This window comes from Polaribacter haliotis, from assembly GCF_014784055.1.
Taxonomy (GTDB): Bacteria; Bacteroidota; Bacteroidia; order Flavobacteriales; family Flavobacteriaceae; genus Polaribacter; species Polaribacter haliotis.
In genome coordinates this window covers 440,079-457,895 of the sequence record NZ_CP061813.1, presented here as the reverse complement: position 1 = coordinate 457,895, position 17,817 = coordinate 440,079, and the positions used below count along the sequence as shown (strand labels likewise).

Here is a 17,817-nt window from a genome sequence, read left to right as displayed (position 1 = left end):
GACTTTAAAAAATGTGGAACTTATTTTAAGTTTCTATTTTTTAGTTATTTTATTCAGAAAGAATGAACACAGATAAAAAAGTTGCTTTTTACACTTTAGGATGCAAATTAAACTTTTCGGAGACTTCAACTATTGCTCGTAATTTTGTAAACGAGGGTTTCGAACGTGTAGATTTTGATGCTAAAGCAGATGTTTACGTAATAAATACCTGTTCTGTTACAGATAATGCAGATAAGCGTTTTAAAACCATTGTAAAAAATGCTTTAAAGAAAAATGAGGAAGCTTTTTTAATTGCTGTAGGTTGTTATGCTCAATTAAAACCAGAAGAATTAGCAAATGTAGATGGAGTAGATTTGGTTTTAGGAGCTACAGAAAAGTTTAATGTTACAAGTTATATAAACGATTTAACCAAAAATAATATTGGTGAAGTACATTCTTGCGAAATTTCGGATGCCGATTTTTACGTAGGCTCCTACTCTATTGGCGACAGAACTCGTGCCTTTTTAAAAGTACAAGATGGTTGCGATTATAAATGTACTTATTGTACAATTCCTTTGGCGAGAGGTATTTCTAGAAGCGATACTTTAGAAAACGTGATTGAAAATGCCAAAGAAATTTCATCGAAAGGAATCAAAGAAATCGTTTTAACTGGTGTTAATATTGGTGATTATGGAAAAGGTGAGTTTGGAAATAAAAAACACGAACATACCTTTTTAGAATTGGTAAAAGAATTGGATAAAGTAGATGGAATTCATCGTTTGCGAATTTCTTCAATTGAACCCAATTTACTAAAAGATGAAACCATAGATTTTGTTTCTAAATCAAACTCTTTTGTACCACATTTTCATATTCCATTACAATCTGGAAGTGATGACTTGCTTAAGAAAATGAAGCGTAGATATCTTAAAAACACTTATACAAATAGAGTTTCTAAGATTAAAGAGGTTATGCCAAATGCGTGTATTGGTGTAGATGTTATTGTTGGTTTTCCTGGAGAAACTGAAGAACTTTTTTTAGAAACCTATAATTATTTAAACTATTTAGATATTTCTTATTTACACGTTTTCACCTATTCTGAAAGACCAAATACAGAAGCTGTAAACATGGAAGGTGTTGTTGCAAAAAAAGTACGTGCAAAACGTAGTAAAATGCTACGAGGTTTATCAGCAAAAAAGAGACGTGCTTTTTACGAATCGCAATTAGGAAATACACTAACAGCATTATTCGAAAGTGAGAATAAAGAGGGATATATATATGGTTTTACAGAAAATTACGTAAAAGTAAAAACTCCTTGGAACCCAGAATTAATAAATACTTTACACACAATTACTCTTACAGAAATTGACGAAGATGGTTTGGTAAGATTCGATTTTGTAAAAGAAAAAGCAATTGTATAAAAACAAATTTCATGAAAATATATCCGATTTTAATATTCTTAATCATGTTAGGTTGTAATCAATCTAAAAAAGTTGAAGTAAAAAAAACGGAAGAAAAACCTTCTATTACTAAAGAGGTTGAAGATGTTAAAGTGGAAAACAAGATTTTATATAATGAATTGTTAGTTGTTTTAAAAAATCCAGAAGATTTTACTAAAATAAATAACGAGTTAATAAGCAATGATTTATCAATTGAAAAAATAATTGCCAATTCTAAAACCTATAAAGCTGTTACCATAAAGGTTCCTGCAGATAAAACATCTTTTTGGGTAGATAGTTTAAGTAAAACTGATAATTTTTCTACTGTTGAAGTAAATACTGAAGATGCTTTAGAAAAAGTGAATTATTTTTCTAAAAAAAGATTGGTAAGCGTTTTAAAAACACCTTGTTTTGGCGACTATCCAGTTTTTGAAGTCACTTTTTTTAATGATGGAAATGTTACTTTTTTTGGCAAGGAATATACTTTGGTAGAAGGGTTTTATAAATTTAAGTTGAAAGAAAATCAATATAAAGAATTAAGCAATCTATTCGAAAAAACAGCATTTAAAGATTTTGAAAATGCAAAAGATACAGAAGAATTACAAGATTTTTCTAATACTTTTATTACGTATAATGATGAAAAAATAAAGGTAAAAGTTTGGATTAACATTCCAGATGAAATTGCTTTTGCTTACGATTACATTGAAGGAATTTTAATTGATGAAAAACTAATCGAGTAAACATGGAAAAAACCCCTATATATTTTGTCCCAGGATTGGCTGCTGGCCCAGAAATTTTCGAAAACTTAGAACTAGATTTAGAAAAATATAGTCTCCATTATTTAAAATGGATAAAACCTTTGGCTTTAGAGGAAGATATTGATAATTATGCCTGTAGAATGAGTGATGAAATTAAAGAGAAAAACCCTGTTTTAGTAGGTGTTTCTTTTGGTGGAATTATGGTACAGGAAATGGCGAAATTTGTAAATCCTAGAAAAGTAATTATTATTTCTAGCGTTAAAAACGAAAATGAACTTCCAAAAAGATTTAAATTTGCAAAATTTACGAAAGTTTATAAATTTTTTCCAACTGTAGTTGTAGAAAATTTTGAAGAATATGCACGTTATTTTTTGGGAAAATCTCTAAAGAAAAAAGCGGCACTCTATAAAAAATATCTTTCTGTTAGAAGCAAAAAATATTTAAAATGGTCTATTTATAATATAATAAAATGGAAACAATTAAATCCATTAGATAATATTGTACACATTCATGGAACAAAAGACAACGTATTTCCTTTTAAAAACGTAAAAAATGCGATTGAAATAAAAGGTGGTACTCATATTATGATACTTACAAAAGCTAAAAAAATAACTAAAATTATTGATGAAGTTTTAACTTGTTAAACCAAAGTCATTTTCATATTTTTATACTATAAAATTGTAAAATATATGAAAGCTTCTCAACGTTATTTATCACTACTAAGTGTAATTATTGTAACTGCTGTATTTTTTAGCGCGATACAAAAATCGGATACGAATGTTCCTTCGAATACAGATCCTGAAACGCAAACACACCAAACTTATAAAATAAAATCTTTACAGCTTCCAGAAAATTTAAATTTGGCAGGAGAAATAGTTCCTGTAGAAATTGAAGATGTTAGAGAGCGAATGGAAAGAGAATTATTAGTAAATACCTATTGGCAATCTAATGGATTGTTACTTATAAAACGTGCAAATAAATACTTTCCAGTTTTAGAGCCGTTATTAAAAAAATATGGTTTACCAGACGATTTTAAATTTTTAGCTTTAGCAGAAAGTGGTTTTATAGACGAAACTTCCTCTGCTGGTGCAGCAGGAATGTGGCATTTTATGCGAACTACTGGAAAAGAATATGGTTTGGAAATAAATAGTAATGTAGACGAACGTTATCATATCGAAAAATCTACAAAAGTTGCTGCAGAATACTTGAAAAATTCATACGAACGTTTTAATTCTTGGACATTAGCTGCTGCTGCTTATAATGCTGGTAATTATGGAGTTTCTAAAAGAATAAAAGCACAAGAAGTAAACAATTATTACGATGCAAAATTACCTGATGAAACAGAAAGGTATGTATTTAGAATTTTAGCTTTAAAAGAAATTATTTCAAATCCAAAAAAATATGGTTTTGTATTTGAAAAAGAAGATTTATACACTTTAGAGAAAACAAGAACTATTAAAGTTGATACTGCAATTTCTAACATAACGCATTTTGCTAAGAAATATGGTATGAATTATAAAGAGTTTAAAATTCTTAATCCTTGGTTGAGAGAAAATAAACTAAATAACAAAAGTAGAAAAATGTACGAAATTAAGATTTCTGCAAAGTAATTATATTTTTTACTCTACCTACAAGACCAGACTCTAACCGTACTTTTATTCCATAAGGATGGTTTGGCGATTTTGTTAGAATCTTAGCCACTTTACCACTTGTTAATTCTCCACTTCTTTGGTGTGGCTTTTGAACGATTTCTACAAACAGACCAATTTGTATGTTTTTTCGTTGTCTTCCGTCGATCATTATAATTTATTTCTTGTTTTATTTAAAAAAACAAACATAAAAAAAGCCTATCAAAAATTTGATAGGCTTTTAGTTAAAAAATTAACTAGTAATAAATATATATTATAATACTCTTACGTTTACTGCGTTTAATCCTTTTTTACCATCTTGTAAGTCAAATTCAACTTCGTCGTTTTCACGAATTTCATCTACTAATCCTGACACATGTACAAAATGTTCTTTGTTGTTTCCTTCTTCAGTGATAAATCCGAATCCTTTAGACTCATTGAAAAATTTTACGGTACCTTTATTCATAATAATAATGTTAAATATGTTGCTTGTTTAATTACTAACAACATTTATTGAGTTGCAAAGATAGTGCCATTAATTGGAAGTACGCCTTATTATATCAATTATAATAAAAATATAAATATTCTGCATAAAAAAAGCCTATCAATATTGATAGGCTTTTAGATAAAACTTTAAATAGTAATAATATATAATTATATAACTCTTACGTTTACTGCGTTTAATCCTTTTCTTCCATCTTGTAAGTCAAATTCAACTTCATCGTTTTCACGAATTTCATCAATTAAACCTGAAACATGTACAAAATGTTCTTTGTTGTTTCCTTCTTCAGTGATAAATCCAAATCCTTTAGACTCATTGAAAAATTTTACGGTACCTTTATTCATAATAATAATATTAAATGTGTTGTTTGTTTAATTACTAACAACGTTTATTGAATTGCAAAGATAATGCCAATAAATTAATTTCACAAAAATTATTAATAATTAATCTAAAACAACGCTAAAACCTATCTACCAAAGCTTTTACTTCGTTAAATTCTTTAATAATATTCTCCAAAACTTCTTTTGCGGGCTTAATATCGTTAATTAATCCAGCAATTTGCCCTATTTCTAATTCTCCTTCTTCTAAATCTCCCTCAAACATTCCTTTTTTGGAGCGTGCTCTACCTAAAAGTTCTTTTATTTGTTCTAAAGATGGCTTTTTTAAGTATAATTCTTGCACATCATTATAGAATTTATTTTTCACCAAACGCACAGGAGCCAATTCTTTTAAAGTTAAGTGGGTATCTCCGTCTTTTACATCTATAATCGTTTTTTTAAAATTTTCGTGAGCCGAAGATTCTACAGTTGCTGCAAATCTACTTCCTATTTGCACTCCATCTGCACCTAAAACCATTGCTGCCAACATTCCACGACCAGTTCCAATGCCTCCTGCAGCAATTACTGGTATTTTTACTTGCTCTTTTACCATAGGAATTAAGGTAAAAGTGGTCGTTTCTTCCCTTCCATTATGTCCACCAGCCTCAAAACCTTCGCAAACTACAGCATTTACTCCTGCTAGTTCTGCTTTTAGGGCAAACTTTACAGAACTTACTACATGCACCACTGTTATTCCTTTTTCTTGCAAAAAGGAAGTCCACGTTTTTGGATTTCCTGCAGAAGTAAAAACAATTTTTACACCTTCTTCTACGATAATATCCATAATTTTTTCAATATCTGGGTATAGCATTGGCACATTTACACCAAAAGGTTTGTCTGTTGCTTTTTTGCATTTTTGAATATGCTCTCGTAAAACTTCTGGATACATAGAACCTGCTCCTATCAACCCCAAACCACCAGCATTGGAAACAGCAGAAGCCAATCTCCAGCCAGAAACCCAAATCATTCCTCCTTGTATTACAGGGTATTTTATGTTGAATAATTTAGTAATGGTATTCGTCATTATTGTTTTATAATTTTAATTGTTTTTAAATTGATTCCTTTTTCAATTCTTAAAAAATAAATTCCTTTTGCTAAGGTTGAAATGTTTATTTCCTTCGAAAGGTCTTTATTTTGTTGATAAACTTGCTTCCCAAGAATATCAAAAATATGGATTTTTAAATCTTTTAAATTATCCTGTATTCCTTCTATGTTAAAATTGATTGAAATAGGATTCGGAACTATTTTTAAATCTTTAAAAAAAATATCTTCAACAGAAAGTGATGATTTATACAATGCAAATGCTTCTTGAAAATTAGGAATTCCATACCCCATTTGCGCAGTTGGATTCGAATATTTATTGGCAGATGTATAAATTGCTTCTTTTAAAAAGTTATTATTTCTCTTTTTAGTTTCCAAATTTTCATATTGATTCAAACAAGCAATTACACCAGCCATAATTGGCGACGAAAAAGATGTTCCATTTGAGGTTGTAATCGAACCATTCGTATGATTAATTACGGCTGCTCCTGCTCCTTTTGCTACAATTTCTGGTTTTATACGACCATCGAAACTTGGTCCAAAAGAACTAAAAGAAGCAATATTTCCATCTTTATCTACTGCTCCAACTGTAATTACAGATTTTGCATCTGCTGGCGCAGAAATATATTTCCAATTTTTATTCCCTTCATTTCCAGCGGAATTAACCACCAAAATTCCTTTTTTTGCAGCCATTTCTGCTCCTCTTGTAATAAATGTTGTTTTGCCATCCATATCATTATAAGAATAATCATATTTTGGATTATCGAAAGTGGTATAACCTAAAGAGGTATTAATAACATCGACTCCTAAACTATCGGCTCTTTCTGCGGCTTCTACCCACAAAGTTTCCTCTAAAGGAACTTCTACTGGCGCATTTTCTGTTCTAAATAAATAGAACAATGCATCTGGTGCAGATCCTACAAATTGGTTTTCTATATAACCTCCAATGGTTGATAATACATTGGTTCCATGATTATGACCCGTATAAAAATTGTCGTTTCTTTCAACAAAATCGTAACCTCCCAAAATTTGATTATTATCTCGTAATCTTTTAAATGCAGATAATGTATTTACATTTGGAAAACCAGCATCAATAACTGCTATAATTTGATTTTTTCCAGTGAAACCTTCTTTGTGAAGAAAATCTGCCTTCAACATTTTAATCTGATTTTCTGTATTTCCATACGTAAAATCAGTTTTAGAATTTTCGAACTTATTATAATGATTTCGTTTACTTTTTACAGAAGTTATTTTATTGCTTCCATTTAAAGACTTGTCTGCAAATTCAATTTTATCAATAAAACTAAAAGCCGATTTTAAATTATCGACATTCGTTTTTGTTCCTTGAATATGAACTGCATTCAACCATCTCGATTTTCCTAGAACAGTAATGTTTACAATATTTTTTAAAGTATTATAATAACTTGTTTCTATAGGAACATCTGTTTCGTCTAAAGAAACATTTTGCGTGTTTCTTCTATCCAAAGCTGTTTGAGAAAGCATGGTTAATGGATTTGCTAAAAAAGTGGCTTTACTAGGTTTGTCTTTAAAAAACACCCAAGCATCTTGTTCCTGACAGTAAAAATTCGCAGTAACAAAGACAATTAATAGAAATAATATGTTTTTCATAACCCATCTAATAAGTTATAAAAATACTACTTTAAAAATGCTAAAAAAAGTTTTTAAGAAATAACTCCAGAGCCTAACAATTCTTCGTTTTTATACCAAGCAACAAATTGCCCTTCTTGTATGGCAGATTGCTTATTTACAAACTGAACATACAAACCAGTATCAACTTTGTGTAAGGTCGCTTTTTCTAGGGCTTGTCTGTAACGAATTCTGGCTTCGACTTCCATAATCTCTCCAATATTTAATACTAAATCCTCACGAATCCAATGGATTTCTTCATTAGAAACAAACAAAGTATTTCTGTACAAACCTTGGTGATTCTTGCCTTCTCCTGTGTAAATGGTGTTTGTATTTACATCCGTTTCAATCACATATAAAGCTTCTTTTGTTCCACCAACATTTAAACCTTTACGTTGTCCTTTTGTAAAATAATGCGCACCTTGATGTTTCCCAACAACTTTTCCATCTTCTTCTGAATAACTGAATTTCGTTGCGAAATAGTCAAGTTCTGCTTCTTTATTTACAAATTTTGGAGTCTCTTTTATATACTGAGAAAAATCCGAAGGAATTTGAACAATATTTCCTTCTTTGGGTTGCAATTTTTGCTGTAAAAACTCTGGTAATCTAACTTTACCTATAAAACATAATCCTTGCGAATCTTTCTTTTCTGCCGTAATTAAATCAGCTTCTTTTGCAATTTCTCTTACTTCTGGTTTTGTTAATTCGCCAATAGGAAACAACGCTTTTGTTAATTGTTCTTGCGAAAGCTGACACAAAAAATAAGATTGATCTTTGTTATTATCTTTTCCTGCCAGTAATTTGTAGACTGGTTTTCCATCGATAATTTCTTCACCTTTTCTACAATAATGTCCAGTTGCAACATAATCTGCACCTAATTTTAAGGCAATATCCATAAAAACATCGAACTTAATTTCTCGGTTACAAAGTACATCAGGATTTGGTGTTCTTCCTTTCTCATATTCTGCAAACATATAATCTACAATACGTTCTTTATATTGCTCACTTAAATCTACCACTTGAAAAGGAATTCCTAGTTTTTCGGCAACAATCATAGCATCATTACTATCTTCTAACCAAGGACATTCGTTAGAAATAGTTACAGAATCGTCGTGCCAATTCTTCATAAAAAGCCCAATAACTTCAAAGCCCTGTTCTTTTAATAAATGTGCTGTAACACTAGAATCTACACCACCAGAAAGACCTACAACTACTCGTTTCATTCTTATTTTTTGAGGGTGCAAATATACAAATTAGAAATGGTTTTAAAGATTGAAAGAATTGATGAAGATATTGTTTTGGTTTATATAAGACGTTTGATAAAACTTTGAAACTAAAATCAATTATCTTTTTTTAAAACAAACTTTTTCTTCTTCTTTTTATCTTCTTCAGGCGCTATTTCTCCATCTAAATAATACTCCCATTTTCCTACTCTTTTTCCATCTTTATAGACACCTTTTTCTTTTAATTTTCCATTTAATTCGAAATACTGTGCAAGACCATTTTCCTTTCCATTTTTGTACTCCACTTCTTCGATAAGATTTCCATTACTGGCATATTTACTAGTAGTTCCATGCAATTTTCCGTTTTCGTAAACTGAAAACTCTGTTACTTGTCCATCTGGATAATACACCAATTGTTCCCCATGAAATTCTCCATTTTTATTGTAATTTTCTTCGGCCATAATCGTTCCATCTGGATAAAAGTATTTCCAGTTTCCAACTCTTGCTCTTTTATTTAAAATCCCCTCTGTTTTAATACTTCCTTTTAGTGTATAAAACTGAACAAATAAAGAATCTGAATCGTAGAAAAAAGTTTTTATAATTGTTGGATGATCGGAATTTGTAATGTCATAAAATTTAAAAACACCTACTTCTTTTCCTTCTTCAAACTGCCCTGTATAACGAATTCTTTTATTTGGGTAGTACTTTTTCCAAACACCTGTTCGTTGTTTATTTTCGTTAAATTGATTTATTTTTTGCGCCTTAACATTTTCACTTATAAAAAAACAAGCAAAAAATGCCAAAACAAAAAACAGTCTTTTTATATTTATCATTTCAATAGAATTTTAATACAAATATACATTAATAGTGCCAAAATCAAATCTTCTTTATATAACAGAACAGCTTAATAATATAGAAAACGCTAAAAGAGAAAACCGACAAAGGGTTGCAAATATTGTATTAGAAAATAGAAATTTATTTAAAGAATTGGTTTCTATAACTTTTGATGTTGATAATAAGGTGTCCATAAAAGCGGCTTGGATTTTAGAATGGATTTGTACACACCATAAATTAAGTTGGATACTTCCTCATTTAGATGATTTTTCAACAAAAATAAATACTCTAAAATTTGATAGTGCCATTAGACCTTGTGCAAAAATTTGTGAACATTTAGCCACTGCTTATTATTCAAAAAATGATAATGAGGTTAAAAAAAACCTCACAATAAAACATATAGATGCTATTGTAGAAACTGGTTTCGACTGGTTAATTACACCACAAAAAATTGCAGTTAGAGCTTATACAATGAATACTTTGTATTTTTTTGGCTTGGAAAAAGATTGGATTCATCCTGAATTAAAATACCTCATTGAAACTAAAATTATCCATGAAAGTAAAGGCACAAAAGCCCGTGGAAAATTTATTATAAGCTTGATTGAAAAACATGAAAAATCACTAAAATAAATGTGTTTTAATCCCTATTTTTGTTGCTTACAACACAACAAAAAATGAACTTAACAAAACTAAATGCAATCTCTCCTATTGATGGAAGATACAGAGGTAAAATTGAAAAATTAGCAAACTATTTTTCTGAAGAAGCTTTAATAAAATACAGAGTTTTAGTAGAAGTAGAATATTTTATAGCACTTTGCGAAGTTCCACTTCCGCAATTAGCAGATTTTAATACTTCACTTTTTGAAGATTTAAGAAACATTTACAAGAATTTTACAGCAGAAGACGCTCAAAAAATAAAAGATATCGAAAAAGTAACCAACCACGATGTAAAAGCGGTTGAGTATTTTATCAAAGAAAAATTCGATGCTTTAAATTTACAGAAGTATAAAGAATTTATTCACTTTGGATTGACTTCTCAAGATATAAATAATACTGCAATTCCACTTTCTATTAAAGAAGCAATGAACGACGTTTATGTGCCTCATTATTTCGAAGTTTTAGAGAAATTACAAGAATTGGTTATTGAGTGGAAAGATATTTCTATGTTAGCGAGAACACATGGACAGCCTGCTTCTCCAACAAGATTAGGTAAAGAAATAGATGTTTTTGTGGTTCGTTTAAAAGAACAATTCAATTTGTTAAACGACATACCAAGTGCTGCGAAATTTGGTGGAGCAACTGGTAATTATAATGCTCACAAAGTTGCATATCCAAATATCGATTGGAAAGAATTTGGAAGTAATTTTGTGCAAGAAAAGTTGGGTTTACAACACTCTTTTCCAACAACACAAATAGAACATTACGATCATATGGCTGCGTTGTTCGATACTTTAAAACGTATTAACACCATTATTATCGATTTAGATAGAGATTTCTGGACCTATGTTTCTATGGATTATTTTAAACAAAAAATTAAGGCTGGCGAAGTTGGTTCTTCTGCAATGCCACACAAAGTAAACCCTATTGATTTTGAAAATTCTGAAGGAAATTTAGGAATCGCAAATGCTATTTTCGAGCATCTTTCAGCAAAATTACCAATTTCTCGTTTACAAAGAGATTTAACAGATAGTACTGTTTTACGTAATGTTGGTGTACCTTTTGGACATACAATTATTGCTTTTACATCAACTTTAAAAGGTTTGAATAAATTATTGTTAAACAAGCAAAAATTTGAGGATGATTTAGAAAATAATTGGGCTGTTGTTGCAGAAGCAATTCAGACAATTTTAAGACGTGAAGCATACCCAAATCCTTATGAAGCTTTAAAAGGATTAACTAGAACGAACGAGAAAATAAACCAAAATTCAATTGCTAATTTTATTGATACTTTAGAGGTTTCAGATGAAATTAAAGAGGAATTAAAGGCTATTACTCCTGCTAATTATACTGGGATATAGTTGGAAGTGAGAAGTGGGAAGTTGGAAGTTGGAAGTTGGAAGTTGGAAGTTGGAAGTAATTTTAAAAATTAAAAGGAATGAATTATAAAAAAAAAATTAAAAATTTGATGTCGGAAGTGAAAAGTGGGAAGTACTTTTCTAATTTACATACTTCAATCTTCATTCTTCTTGCTTCAATTTTTATTATTTCTTCCTGTAAATCAGAAATTGAAGATAATTCCGATAAATTTAAAACAGGAGTTTTTGAAATTCCTGCTGGAGATGGTTATGGAAAAACAATTATTACAAGAATAGATAGTTTGCAAATTGAAGAATATGAAAAAATAGTTTCTATTTCTAATGACAGTACTTCTGGTGTAAAAAAAACAAAACATATTGATACATTATATATCAAATGGAAAAATAATTTCTTTTACACATTAAGAATGAAATCTCCGAAAAAAGAGATGGATAAAGATCCTATTTTTGTTCAAATTACAAAGGTTACAGATAATTCTTACGATTTTACTGCCAAAATAGGGTTCAGTAAATTCAAACAAGATGGTACTGTTTATAAAGTAGATTAATATGGAAATATTTGCACATGCTGATACCTGGGTTGCCCTGTTAACCTTAACTTTTCTAGAAATAATATTAGGAATCGATAATATTATTTTTATATCTATTTCTGCCAATAAATTACCAGAAAATCAAGTTAAAAAAGCGACTTTATTAGGTTTGGCTTTAGCTATGATTACCAGAATTATATTACTTTTTGGAGTTTCTTATTTAATAGCATTAAAAGATCCTTTTTTAGAAATCGACACAGGTTGGTTTAAGACAGGATTAACAGGGCAAAGTATTATTTTATTTCTTGGAGGTCTTTTTCTATTGTACAAAAGCACCAAAGAAATTAGAGAAAAAATGGAGAATACAAATGAAGATGAAGTCTTAAAATCTCCGAAAAAAATATCTTTTACCAATGTAATTATTCAAATTATATTAATAGATATTGTTTTCTCTTTCGATAGTATTTTAACTGCTGTTGGAATGACAAATGGTGTGGATGGTGCTTTAATTATTATGGTTATTGCAGTAATTGTTTCTATTTTAATTATGATGATTTTCGCAAACCCAATCAGCAGTTTTGTAAATAGAAACCCAACTATACAAATGTTGGCTTTGTCTTTCTTAATTTTAATTGGTTTTATGTTAATTACAGAAGGCGCACATTTATCGCATACAGAAATTTTTAACAAAACTGTAGGAGCAATTCCTAAAGGATATTTGTACTTTGCGATCGCATTTTCGTTAGGTGTGGAAATGCTGAATTTAAGAATCAGAAAAAAGAAGTAAATTGTTTAAAAAGCTAGTCAGCATATTTTTTCTTATTCTATTGATGCTTCCAGTAACAATAGAGGTTTTGCACGACTTAGAAGAACACGAACATACAGTTTGTACTTCTATTGGCGAGCAACATCTACACAAACAAGATTTAGATTGCGACCAATTTCATAAACAATTAACTGTTTTTTCGTCGGAAATTGCTTCTAATTACGATGTAATTCCGCCACATTTTTATAAAACTACCTTTATTGATAAACCTCAAATTACTTCAGAAGTTTATCATTCTAAAAAATGGTCTAGAGGGCCACCAAATTTTACTATTTAATTAAAAATCTCAAAATAAACTGTGTCTATTAGATTTCAGTAGAGAACTATTTAATATCTAAATACAACTAACCTTTTTTTTTATCTTAAAGAGATCAAGCAGAAAGTTTATTGTATTTAGGAATTAATAACTTTCAATAAATTAGTAAAATAAAATCAATGAAAACATTAATAAAACTGCTATTTTTTATAGCTATATACTCTGTGAATGCTCAAAATAGTATTTCAGGAAAAATTACAGATTCTAACAACAAGCCACTTTTTGGAGTAGAAATTTATGCTTCAGAAATTCATAAAGGAACTACATCAAAAGAAGATGGAACTTACAAAATTAACAACATTCCTAATGGAAAAATTAAAATTACATATACTTATTTAGGCTTTAGAACAGTTTCTAAAGTAGTAACAATTAATTCTGAAAATAAGGAGTTAAATATTCAATTAGAAGAGAGTTTTTTTCAAATTGACGAGATTATAGTTTCTACACCTTTTAATAAATTACAATCCGAAAATGTAATGAAAGTAGAACGTTTGGATGCTAAATCTATAAGAAAATTAGGAAATACTACTTTGTCTGAAGGAATAACAAATATTGCTGGAGTTTCTCAAATCTCTACAGGTACTTCTATCGGAAAACCTGTAATTAGAGGTTTAAGTGGAAATAGAGTTTTGGTTTATACACAAGGTATCCGTTTGGAAAACCAACAATTTGGTGGCGAACATGGTTTAGGAATTAACGATGCAGGCATTAGCAGTGTAGAAGTTATAAAAGGCCCAGCTTCTCTGCTTTATGGCTCTGATGCTTTGGGTGGTGTTTTATATTTAAACCCAGAGAAATTCGCGTCAGAAAACGATTCTGAATTTAATTTTAGTCAGCGTTATTTTAGAAATACTTTAGGAAGTAATACTTCTGTTGGAGGGAAAATATCTAAAGAAAACTGGAAATTTTTAGCAAGAGGAACGTATGCAAATCATTCAGATTATAAAATTCCTACAGACCAAAGAGTAACAAATACTCGTTTTAATGAGAAAGATTTTAAAACAGGAATTGCATATTCTAAAAATATTTTCACTTCCGAAGTTCGTTATAATTTTAACAGATCTAATTTAGGTTTAACTGAAGGAATTACAGATCAATCTACAAGCTCAGATCTTTTGGAGCCTTTTCAAAAAATAGACAATCATATCTTAAGTTCTCACAATCATTTCTTTTTTGGAGACTCTAAATTAGATGTAGATTTAGGTTACACCTATAATGATAGGCAAGAATTTGAAGAACATGAAGACCATGATGATGACGAAAGTGAAGAGGAACATGATGAGCATGAAGAACATGAGGAAGCCGCATTAAGAATGAAATTAAAAACTTTTAGTTACAATGCTAAATACCATTTCCCAAAAATTGGAGAAGTTGAAATATTATCTGGAGTGCAAGGTTTGCGACAAACAAACAGAAATTTTGGTGAAGAAATTCTAATTCCTAATGCAGATGTAAATGATTTTGGTCTTTTTACAACTGCAAATTATGCATGGAACAGAAATACGCTACAAGCTGGAATTCGATTTGACAACAGACAAATTTCGACAGAAAGAATGGAAATTGTTCATGAAGGAGATTCACATGTTTTTGAAGCGATTGATAAGTCTTTCAATAGTTTTACAACTTCTTTAGGTTTTAAAACTTCAATTTCTGATGCAATAACTGCTAGAATAAATCTCGCTACTGGATTTAGAGCTCCGAATTTGGCTGAATTGAGTTCTAATGGAGTACATCATGGAACCAATAGATTCGAAAAAGGAAATAGTAATTTAACGAATGAGAAAAACACTCAGATAGATCTTTCTTTAGAATATAAAACAGAACATTTTGAGTTGTTTACTAACGGGTTTTACAATCATTTAAACGATTATATTTATATTTCTCCAACAAACGAAATTGAAGATGGCGAACAAGTTTTTACATACATTCAAGAAAATGCAAAATTATATGGTGGAGAATTTGGTTTCCATTTACATCCACATCCTTTAGATTGGTTGCACTTAGAAAGTACTTTTGAAACCGTAATTGGGAAACAAGATAATGGAGATTATTTACCATTAATCCCTGCAAATACATGGAGAAATACATTTCGAACAGAATTTACAATTGGTAATTGGTTGCAACAAGGCTATAGTTCATTAAGTTTACAAAGTACATTTGCACAAAATAACATTAGTAATTTTGAAACTACAACAGATGGTTACAATTTACTAAACTTAGGTTTTGGTGGAGATGTAACTTTAGGTAAAACCAAGTTTTCGACTTCAGTTTCTGTAAATAATTTATTTAATAAAAAATACATCAATCATTTATCTAGATTAAAAAACGACGGTATTTTTAATCAAGGTAGAAATATTGTTTTAGGAATTAATTTTACTATTTAAATTCTTAAATAAAATGATAAAAAAGTGTTACTTAATGGTAACACTTTTTTATTTTTGCTAAAATTAAACTGTGCTGTTTTAACTCTTCTACAAGTGATAAAAATGCTCGAATTATAACGCATTTTTATGTCTAAATTACCAAAAAAACATCAATTTATAGATTTATCAGATTATGGGAGACCTGTTGCAAGAATTATTGCAAACTCCTTAAAATCAACTTCTTTTACGCCAATAGACGTAACAATTGCGTTTGTTATTTCTGGTTTAGTTGGAATTTATTGTATGATTGAAGGTTATTATTGGGCAGCCGCATTTTTCTTAATTTTCAAATCTATTTTAGATGCTGCAGATGGCGAACTTGCCAGAATTAAAAAAACCCCTTCTTATACAGGTCGTTTTTTAGATTCAGTTTCCGATATTATTCTGAATTTTATCATTTTTATGACACTTTGGTACGTAACAGAAGTTAGCATTTGGTGGACTGTACTCGCTTTTTTCGGAATTCAATTACAAGGAACATTATATAATTACTATTACGTAATTCTAAGAAATCGTTTCGAAGGCGATACCACAAGTAGAATTTTCGAAGACTCCACTCCTACTGCTTTAGAAGGTGAAAAACAAAAACATGTAAATACGCTCTATTTTATTTACAAAGCTTTATATGGTATTTTCGATGAAATAATTTATGCTTTAGATAGAAATGCGCCTAAAGGAAAACCTTTTCCTAATTGGTTAATGTCTTTGGTATCTACTTTTGGTTTAGGGTTTCAATTATTAATTATTAGTCTCTTTTTGGTTTTAGGATTAAAAGAAATGATTATTCCGTTTTTTATTGCGTATTCTGGAATGATATTCGTTTTTATATTAATAAGAAAGGTTTTTTATTAATACACATGTTCGGTTTTCTTCAATCTACTTAAAACAATAAAAGAAGCCACAAAAAACAATGCCAAAGAAAGCACACTCCATTGCATAGATTCTGTTAAATAAATTAAGAATCCGAATACAAAAGTTCCTAAAACAATCGCTATTTTTTCAGTTACATCATAAAAACTAAAAAAGGTGGCATTATCATGCGTTTTTGGTAATAATTTCGAATACGTAGATCTTGTAAGCGACTGTATTGCTCCTAAAACCAAACCTAACAAACCTCCTAAACAATAAAAATAAATATCTACATTGGGTAGGTTTTTTTCTAACATAAAAGCACTAAAACAGACTAAAATCCAAATAAGTACTGTGATTTTTAACGCTTTAAAATTTCCATATTTCTCTGAAATATTTGTAAAAATTTTAGCACCAAAAATGGCAACAATCTGAATTAATAAAACAGTTATAATTAAATTCATGGTATCTAAACCTAATTCCGATTTCCCAAAAATTGTAGCCAATAAAATTATAGTTTGTACTCCTACACTTAATAAGAAAAAAGCGACTAAGAAATTTCTTAAAGTTGGGTAGTTTTTTAATTCAATCCACACTTTTTTTAATTCCTTAAAACCTTTCCATATATAATCTTTCTCAGGTTTTCTGTTATGAATATTATTGGGCAATTTTTTAAAAGTAATTTGCGCAAAACCAATCCACCAAAGACCAACCATTACAAAAGAGTAACGCATCATTGTTAGTTTTACTGCATCATCCGATTGCGACATAATCATCGCTAAACTTGCGACTAATAAAATTACAGAACCTACATATCCATAAATAAATCCTTTTGCACTTGCTTTGTCTTGTTGATGTGGGTGTGCAACTTCTGGCAAATAAGAATTATAGAAAACAATACTCGACCAAAAACCAATACTCGCTAAAACTGTACAGATAATTCCTATCCAAGCAGTATTTAAATCCTTAAAGAAAAACATACTCATTACAGAAATACCTCCTAACCAACAGAAAAACTTCATAAATTTTAACTTATTTCCTGTATAATCTGCAATTGCAGATAGAATTGGCGACATAAATGCAACTATTAAAAAAGAAAAAGACAATGCATAACTGTATAAAGTATCTGGATAATCCCATTTCATTCCTAAAAAAGAAACTGTTTTTCCGTCTGTAATTGCACTATAAAACAATGGAAATACAGCTGTACTAATTACTAAAGAATATACTGAATTCGCCCAATCGTAAAATGCCCAAGCATTTATTAATTTTTTATCTCCTATTTTTAACATAAATGTTTTTCTTTAATTCTTTTAGATTCTGAAACAAATTAAATATTACTTAAACACATATATATTATTGGAATAGTACAAAAGTGTTTACATAAAAATGCCGTTCAAATAATTTTTGAA

19 protein-coding genes are annotated in these 17,817 nt (G+C 29.5%); 11 read left to right on the top strand and 8 right to left on the bottom strand.

The window, feature by feature from the left end:
- The first annotated feature begins 62 nt into the window (after positions 1-62).
- The 4 genes from mtaB to H9I45_RS01690 are packed head-to-tail and all read left to right on the top strand — an operon-like array spanning position 63 to position 3,783.
- The gene (mtaB, locus tag H9I45_RS01705) at positions 63-1,397 is read left to right on the top strand and encodes a tRNA (N(6)-L-threonylcarbamoyladenosine(37)-C(2))-methylthiotransferase MtaB (RefSeq protein WP_088353663.1); all 1,335 of its coding nucleotides are present in this window, start codon (positions 63-65) and stop codon (positions 1,395-1,397) included.
- An 11-nt stretch (positions 1,398-1,408) separates the two neighbouring features.
- Entirely contained in the window at positions 1,409-2,155 is a 747-nt protein-coding gene (locus H9I45_RS01700) for a DUF6438 domain-containing protein (RefSeq protein ID WP_140422743.1), read from the top strand.
- Positions 2,156-2,157: 2 nt separating this feature from the next.
- A complete protein-coding gene (locus tag H9I45_RS01695) occupies positions 2,158-2,817 on the top strand; it encodes an alpha/beta fold hydrolase (protein WP_088353665.1) in 660 nt (219 codons plus the stop codon).
- 45 nt (positions 2,818-2,862) lie between these two features.
- Complete coding sequence (locus H9I45_RS01690) at positions 2,863-3,783, top strand: lytic transglycosylase domain-containing protein (protein WP_088353666.1); 921 nt, start codon at positions 2,863-2,865, stop codon at positions 3,781-3,783.
- On the opposite strand, the gene H9I45_RS01685 is transcribed toward H9I45_RS01690, so the two are convergent.
- The 7 genes from H9I45_RS01685 to H9I45_RS01655 form a co-directional block, all read right to left on the bottom strand.
- The gene (locus tag H9I45_RS01685) at positions 3,764-3,973 is read right to left on the bottom strand and encodes a YwbE family protein (protein WP_176397542.1); all 210 of its coding nucleotides are present in this window, start codon (positions 3,971-3,973) and stop codon (positions 3,764-3,766) included. The two genes, H9I45_RS01690 and H9I45_RS01685, sit on opposite strands and share 20 nt — an antisense overlap.
- Before the next feature lie 102 nt (positions 3,974-4,075).
- Positions 4,076-4,267 (bottom strand): cold-shock protein, encoded by a 192-nt coding sequence (locus H9I45_RS01680; protein WP_046491490.1) that lies wholly within the window; start codon positions 4,265-4,267, stop codon positions 4,076-4,078.
- Positions 4,268-4,455: 188 nt separating this feature from the next.
- On the bottom strand, positions 4,456-4,647 hold the full coding sequence (locus H9I45_RS01675) for a cold-shock protein (protein WP_072554651.1): 192 nt from the start codon (positions 4,645-4,647) through the stop codon (positions 4,456-4,458).
- A 115-nt stretch (positions 4,648-4,762) separates the two neighbouring features.
- Positions 4,763-5,704, bottom strand: coding sequence for an NAD(P)H-dependent flavin oxidoreductase (locus H9I45_RS01670; RefSeq protein ID WP_088353667.1), 942 nt, complete (start codon positions 5,702-5,704; stop codon positions 4,763-4,765).
- Positions 5,704-7,350 (bottom strand): S8 family serine peptidase, encoded by a 1,647-nt coding sequence (locus H9I45_RS01665; RefSeq protein WP_088353668.1) that lies wholly within the window; start codon positions 7,348-7,350, stop codon positions 5,704-5,706. The genes H9I45_RS01670 and H9I45_RS01665 overlap by 1 nt, the downstream gene beginning before the upstream one ends.
- Positions 7,351-7,403: 53 nt before the next feature.
- The gene (mnmA, locus tag H9I45_RS01660; protein WP_088353669.1) at positions 7,404-8,591 is read right to left on the bottom strand and encodes a tRNA 2-thiouridine(34) synthase MnmA; all 1,188 of its coding nucleotides are present in this window, start codon (positions 8,589-8,591) and stop codon (positions 7,404-7,406) included.
- Positions 8,592-8,707: 116 nt separating this feature from the next.
- On the bottom strand, positions 8,708-9,424 hold the full coding sequence (locus H9I45_RS01655; RefSeq protein WP_088353670.1) for a toxin-antitoxin system YwqK family antitoxin: 717 nt from the start codon (positions 9,422-9,424) through the stop codon (positions 8,708-8,710).
- 34 nt (positions 9,425-9,458) lie between these two features.
- On the opposite strand from H9I45_RS01655, the gene H9I45_RS01650 reads away from it, so the two are divergent.
- The 7 genes from H9I45_RS01650 (at position 9,459) to H9I45_RS01620 (ending at position 16,408) form a co-directional block, all read left to right on the top strand.
- Entirely contained in the window at positions 9,459-10,055 is a 597-nt protein-coding gene (locus H9I45_RS01650) for a HEAT-like fold family protein (RefSeq protein WP_088353671.1), read from the top strand.
- Between the two features lie 44 nt (positions 10,056-10,099).
- The gene (purB, locus tag H9I45_RS01645; protein WP_088353672.1) at positions 10,100-11,443 is read left to right on the top strand and encodes an adenylosuccinate lyase; all 1,344 of its coding nucleotides are present in this window, start codon (positions 10,100-10,102) and stop codon (positions 11,441-11,443) included.
- Between the two features lie 77 nt (positions 11,444-11,520).
- On the top strand, positions 11,521-12,009 hold the full coding sequence (locus tag H9I45_RS01640; RefSeq protein WP_228455005.1) for a hypothetical protein: 489 nt from the start codon (positions 11,521-11,523) through the stop codon (positions 12,007-12,009).
- 1 nt (position 12,010) lies between these two features.
- Complete coding sequence (locus H9I45_RS01635) at positions 12,011-12,778, top strand: TerC family protein (protein WP_088353673.1); 768 nt, start codon at positions 12,011-12,013, stop codon at positions 12,776-12,778.
- Between the two features lie 43 nt (positions 12,779-12,821).
- Positions 12,822-13,094 (top strand): hypothetical protein, encoded by a 273-nt coding sequence (locus H9I45_RS01630; protein ID WP_088353674.1) that lies wholly within the window; start codon positions 12,822-12,824, stop codon positions 13,092-13,094.
- A gap of 158 nt (positions 13,095-13,252) precedes the next feature.
- Positions 13,253-15,517: a TonB-dependent receptor gene (locus tag H9I45_RS01625; protein WP_088353675.1), complete on the top strand. Its 2,265-nt coding sequence runs from the start codon at positions 13,253-13,255 to the stop codon at positions 15,515-15,517.
- Between the two features lie 126 nt (positions 15,518-15,643).
- Positions 15,644-16,408 (top strand): CDP-alcohol phosphatidyltransferase family protein, encoded by a 765-nt coding sequence (locus H9I45_RS01620; RefSeq protein ID WP_088353676.1) that lies wholly within the window; start codon positions 15,644-15,646, stop codon positions 16,406-16,408.
- Here H9I45_RS01620 and H9I45_RS01615 read toward each other — a convergent pair.
- A complete protein-coding gene (locus tag H9I45_RS01615) occupies positions 16,405-17,697 on the bottom strand; it encodes an MFS transporter (RefSeq protein WP_088353677.1) in 1,293 nt (430 codons plus the stop codon). The genes H9I45_RS01620 and H9I45_RS01615 overlap by 4 nt on opposite strands.
- Between the last annotated feature and the right edge of the window lie 120 nt (positions 17,698-17,817).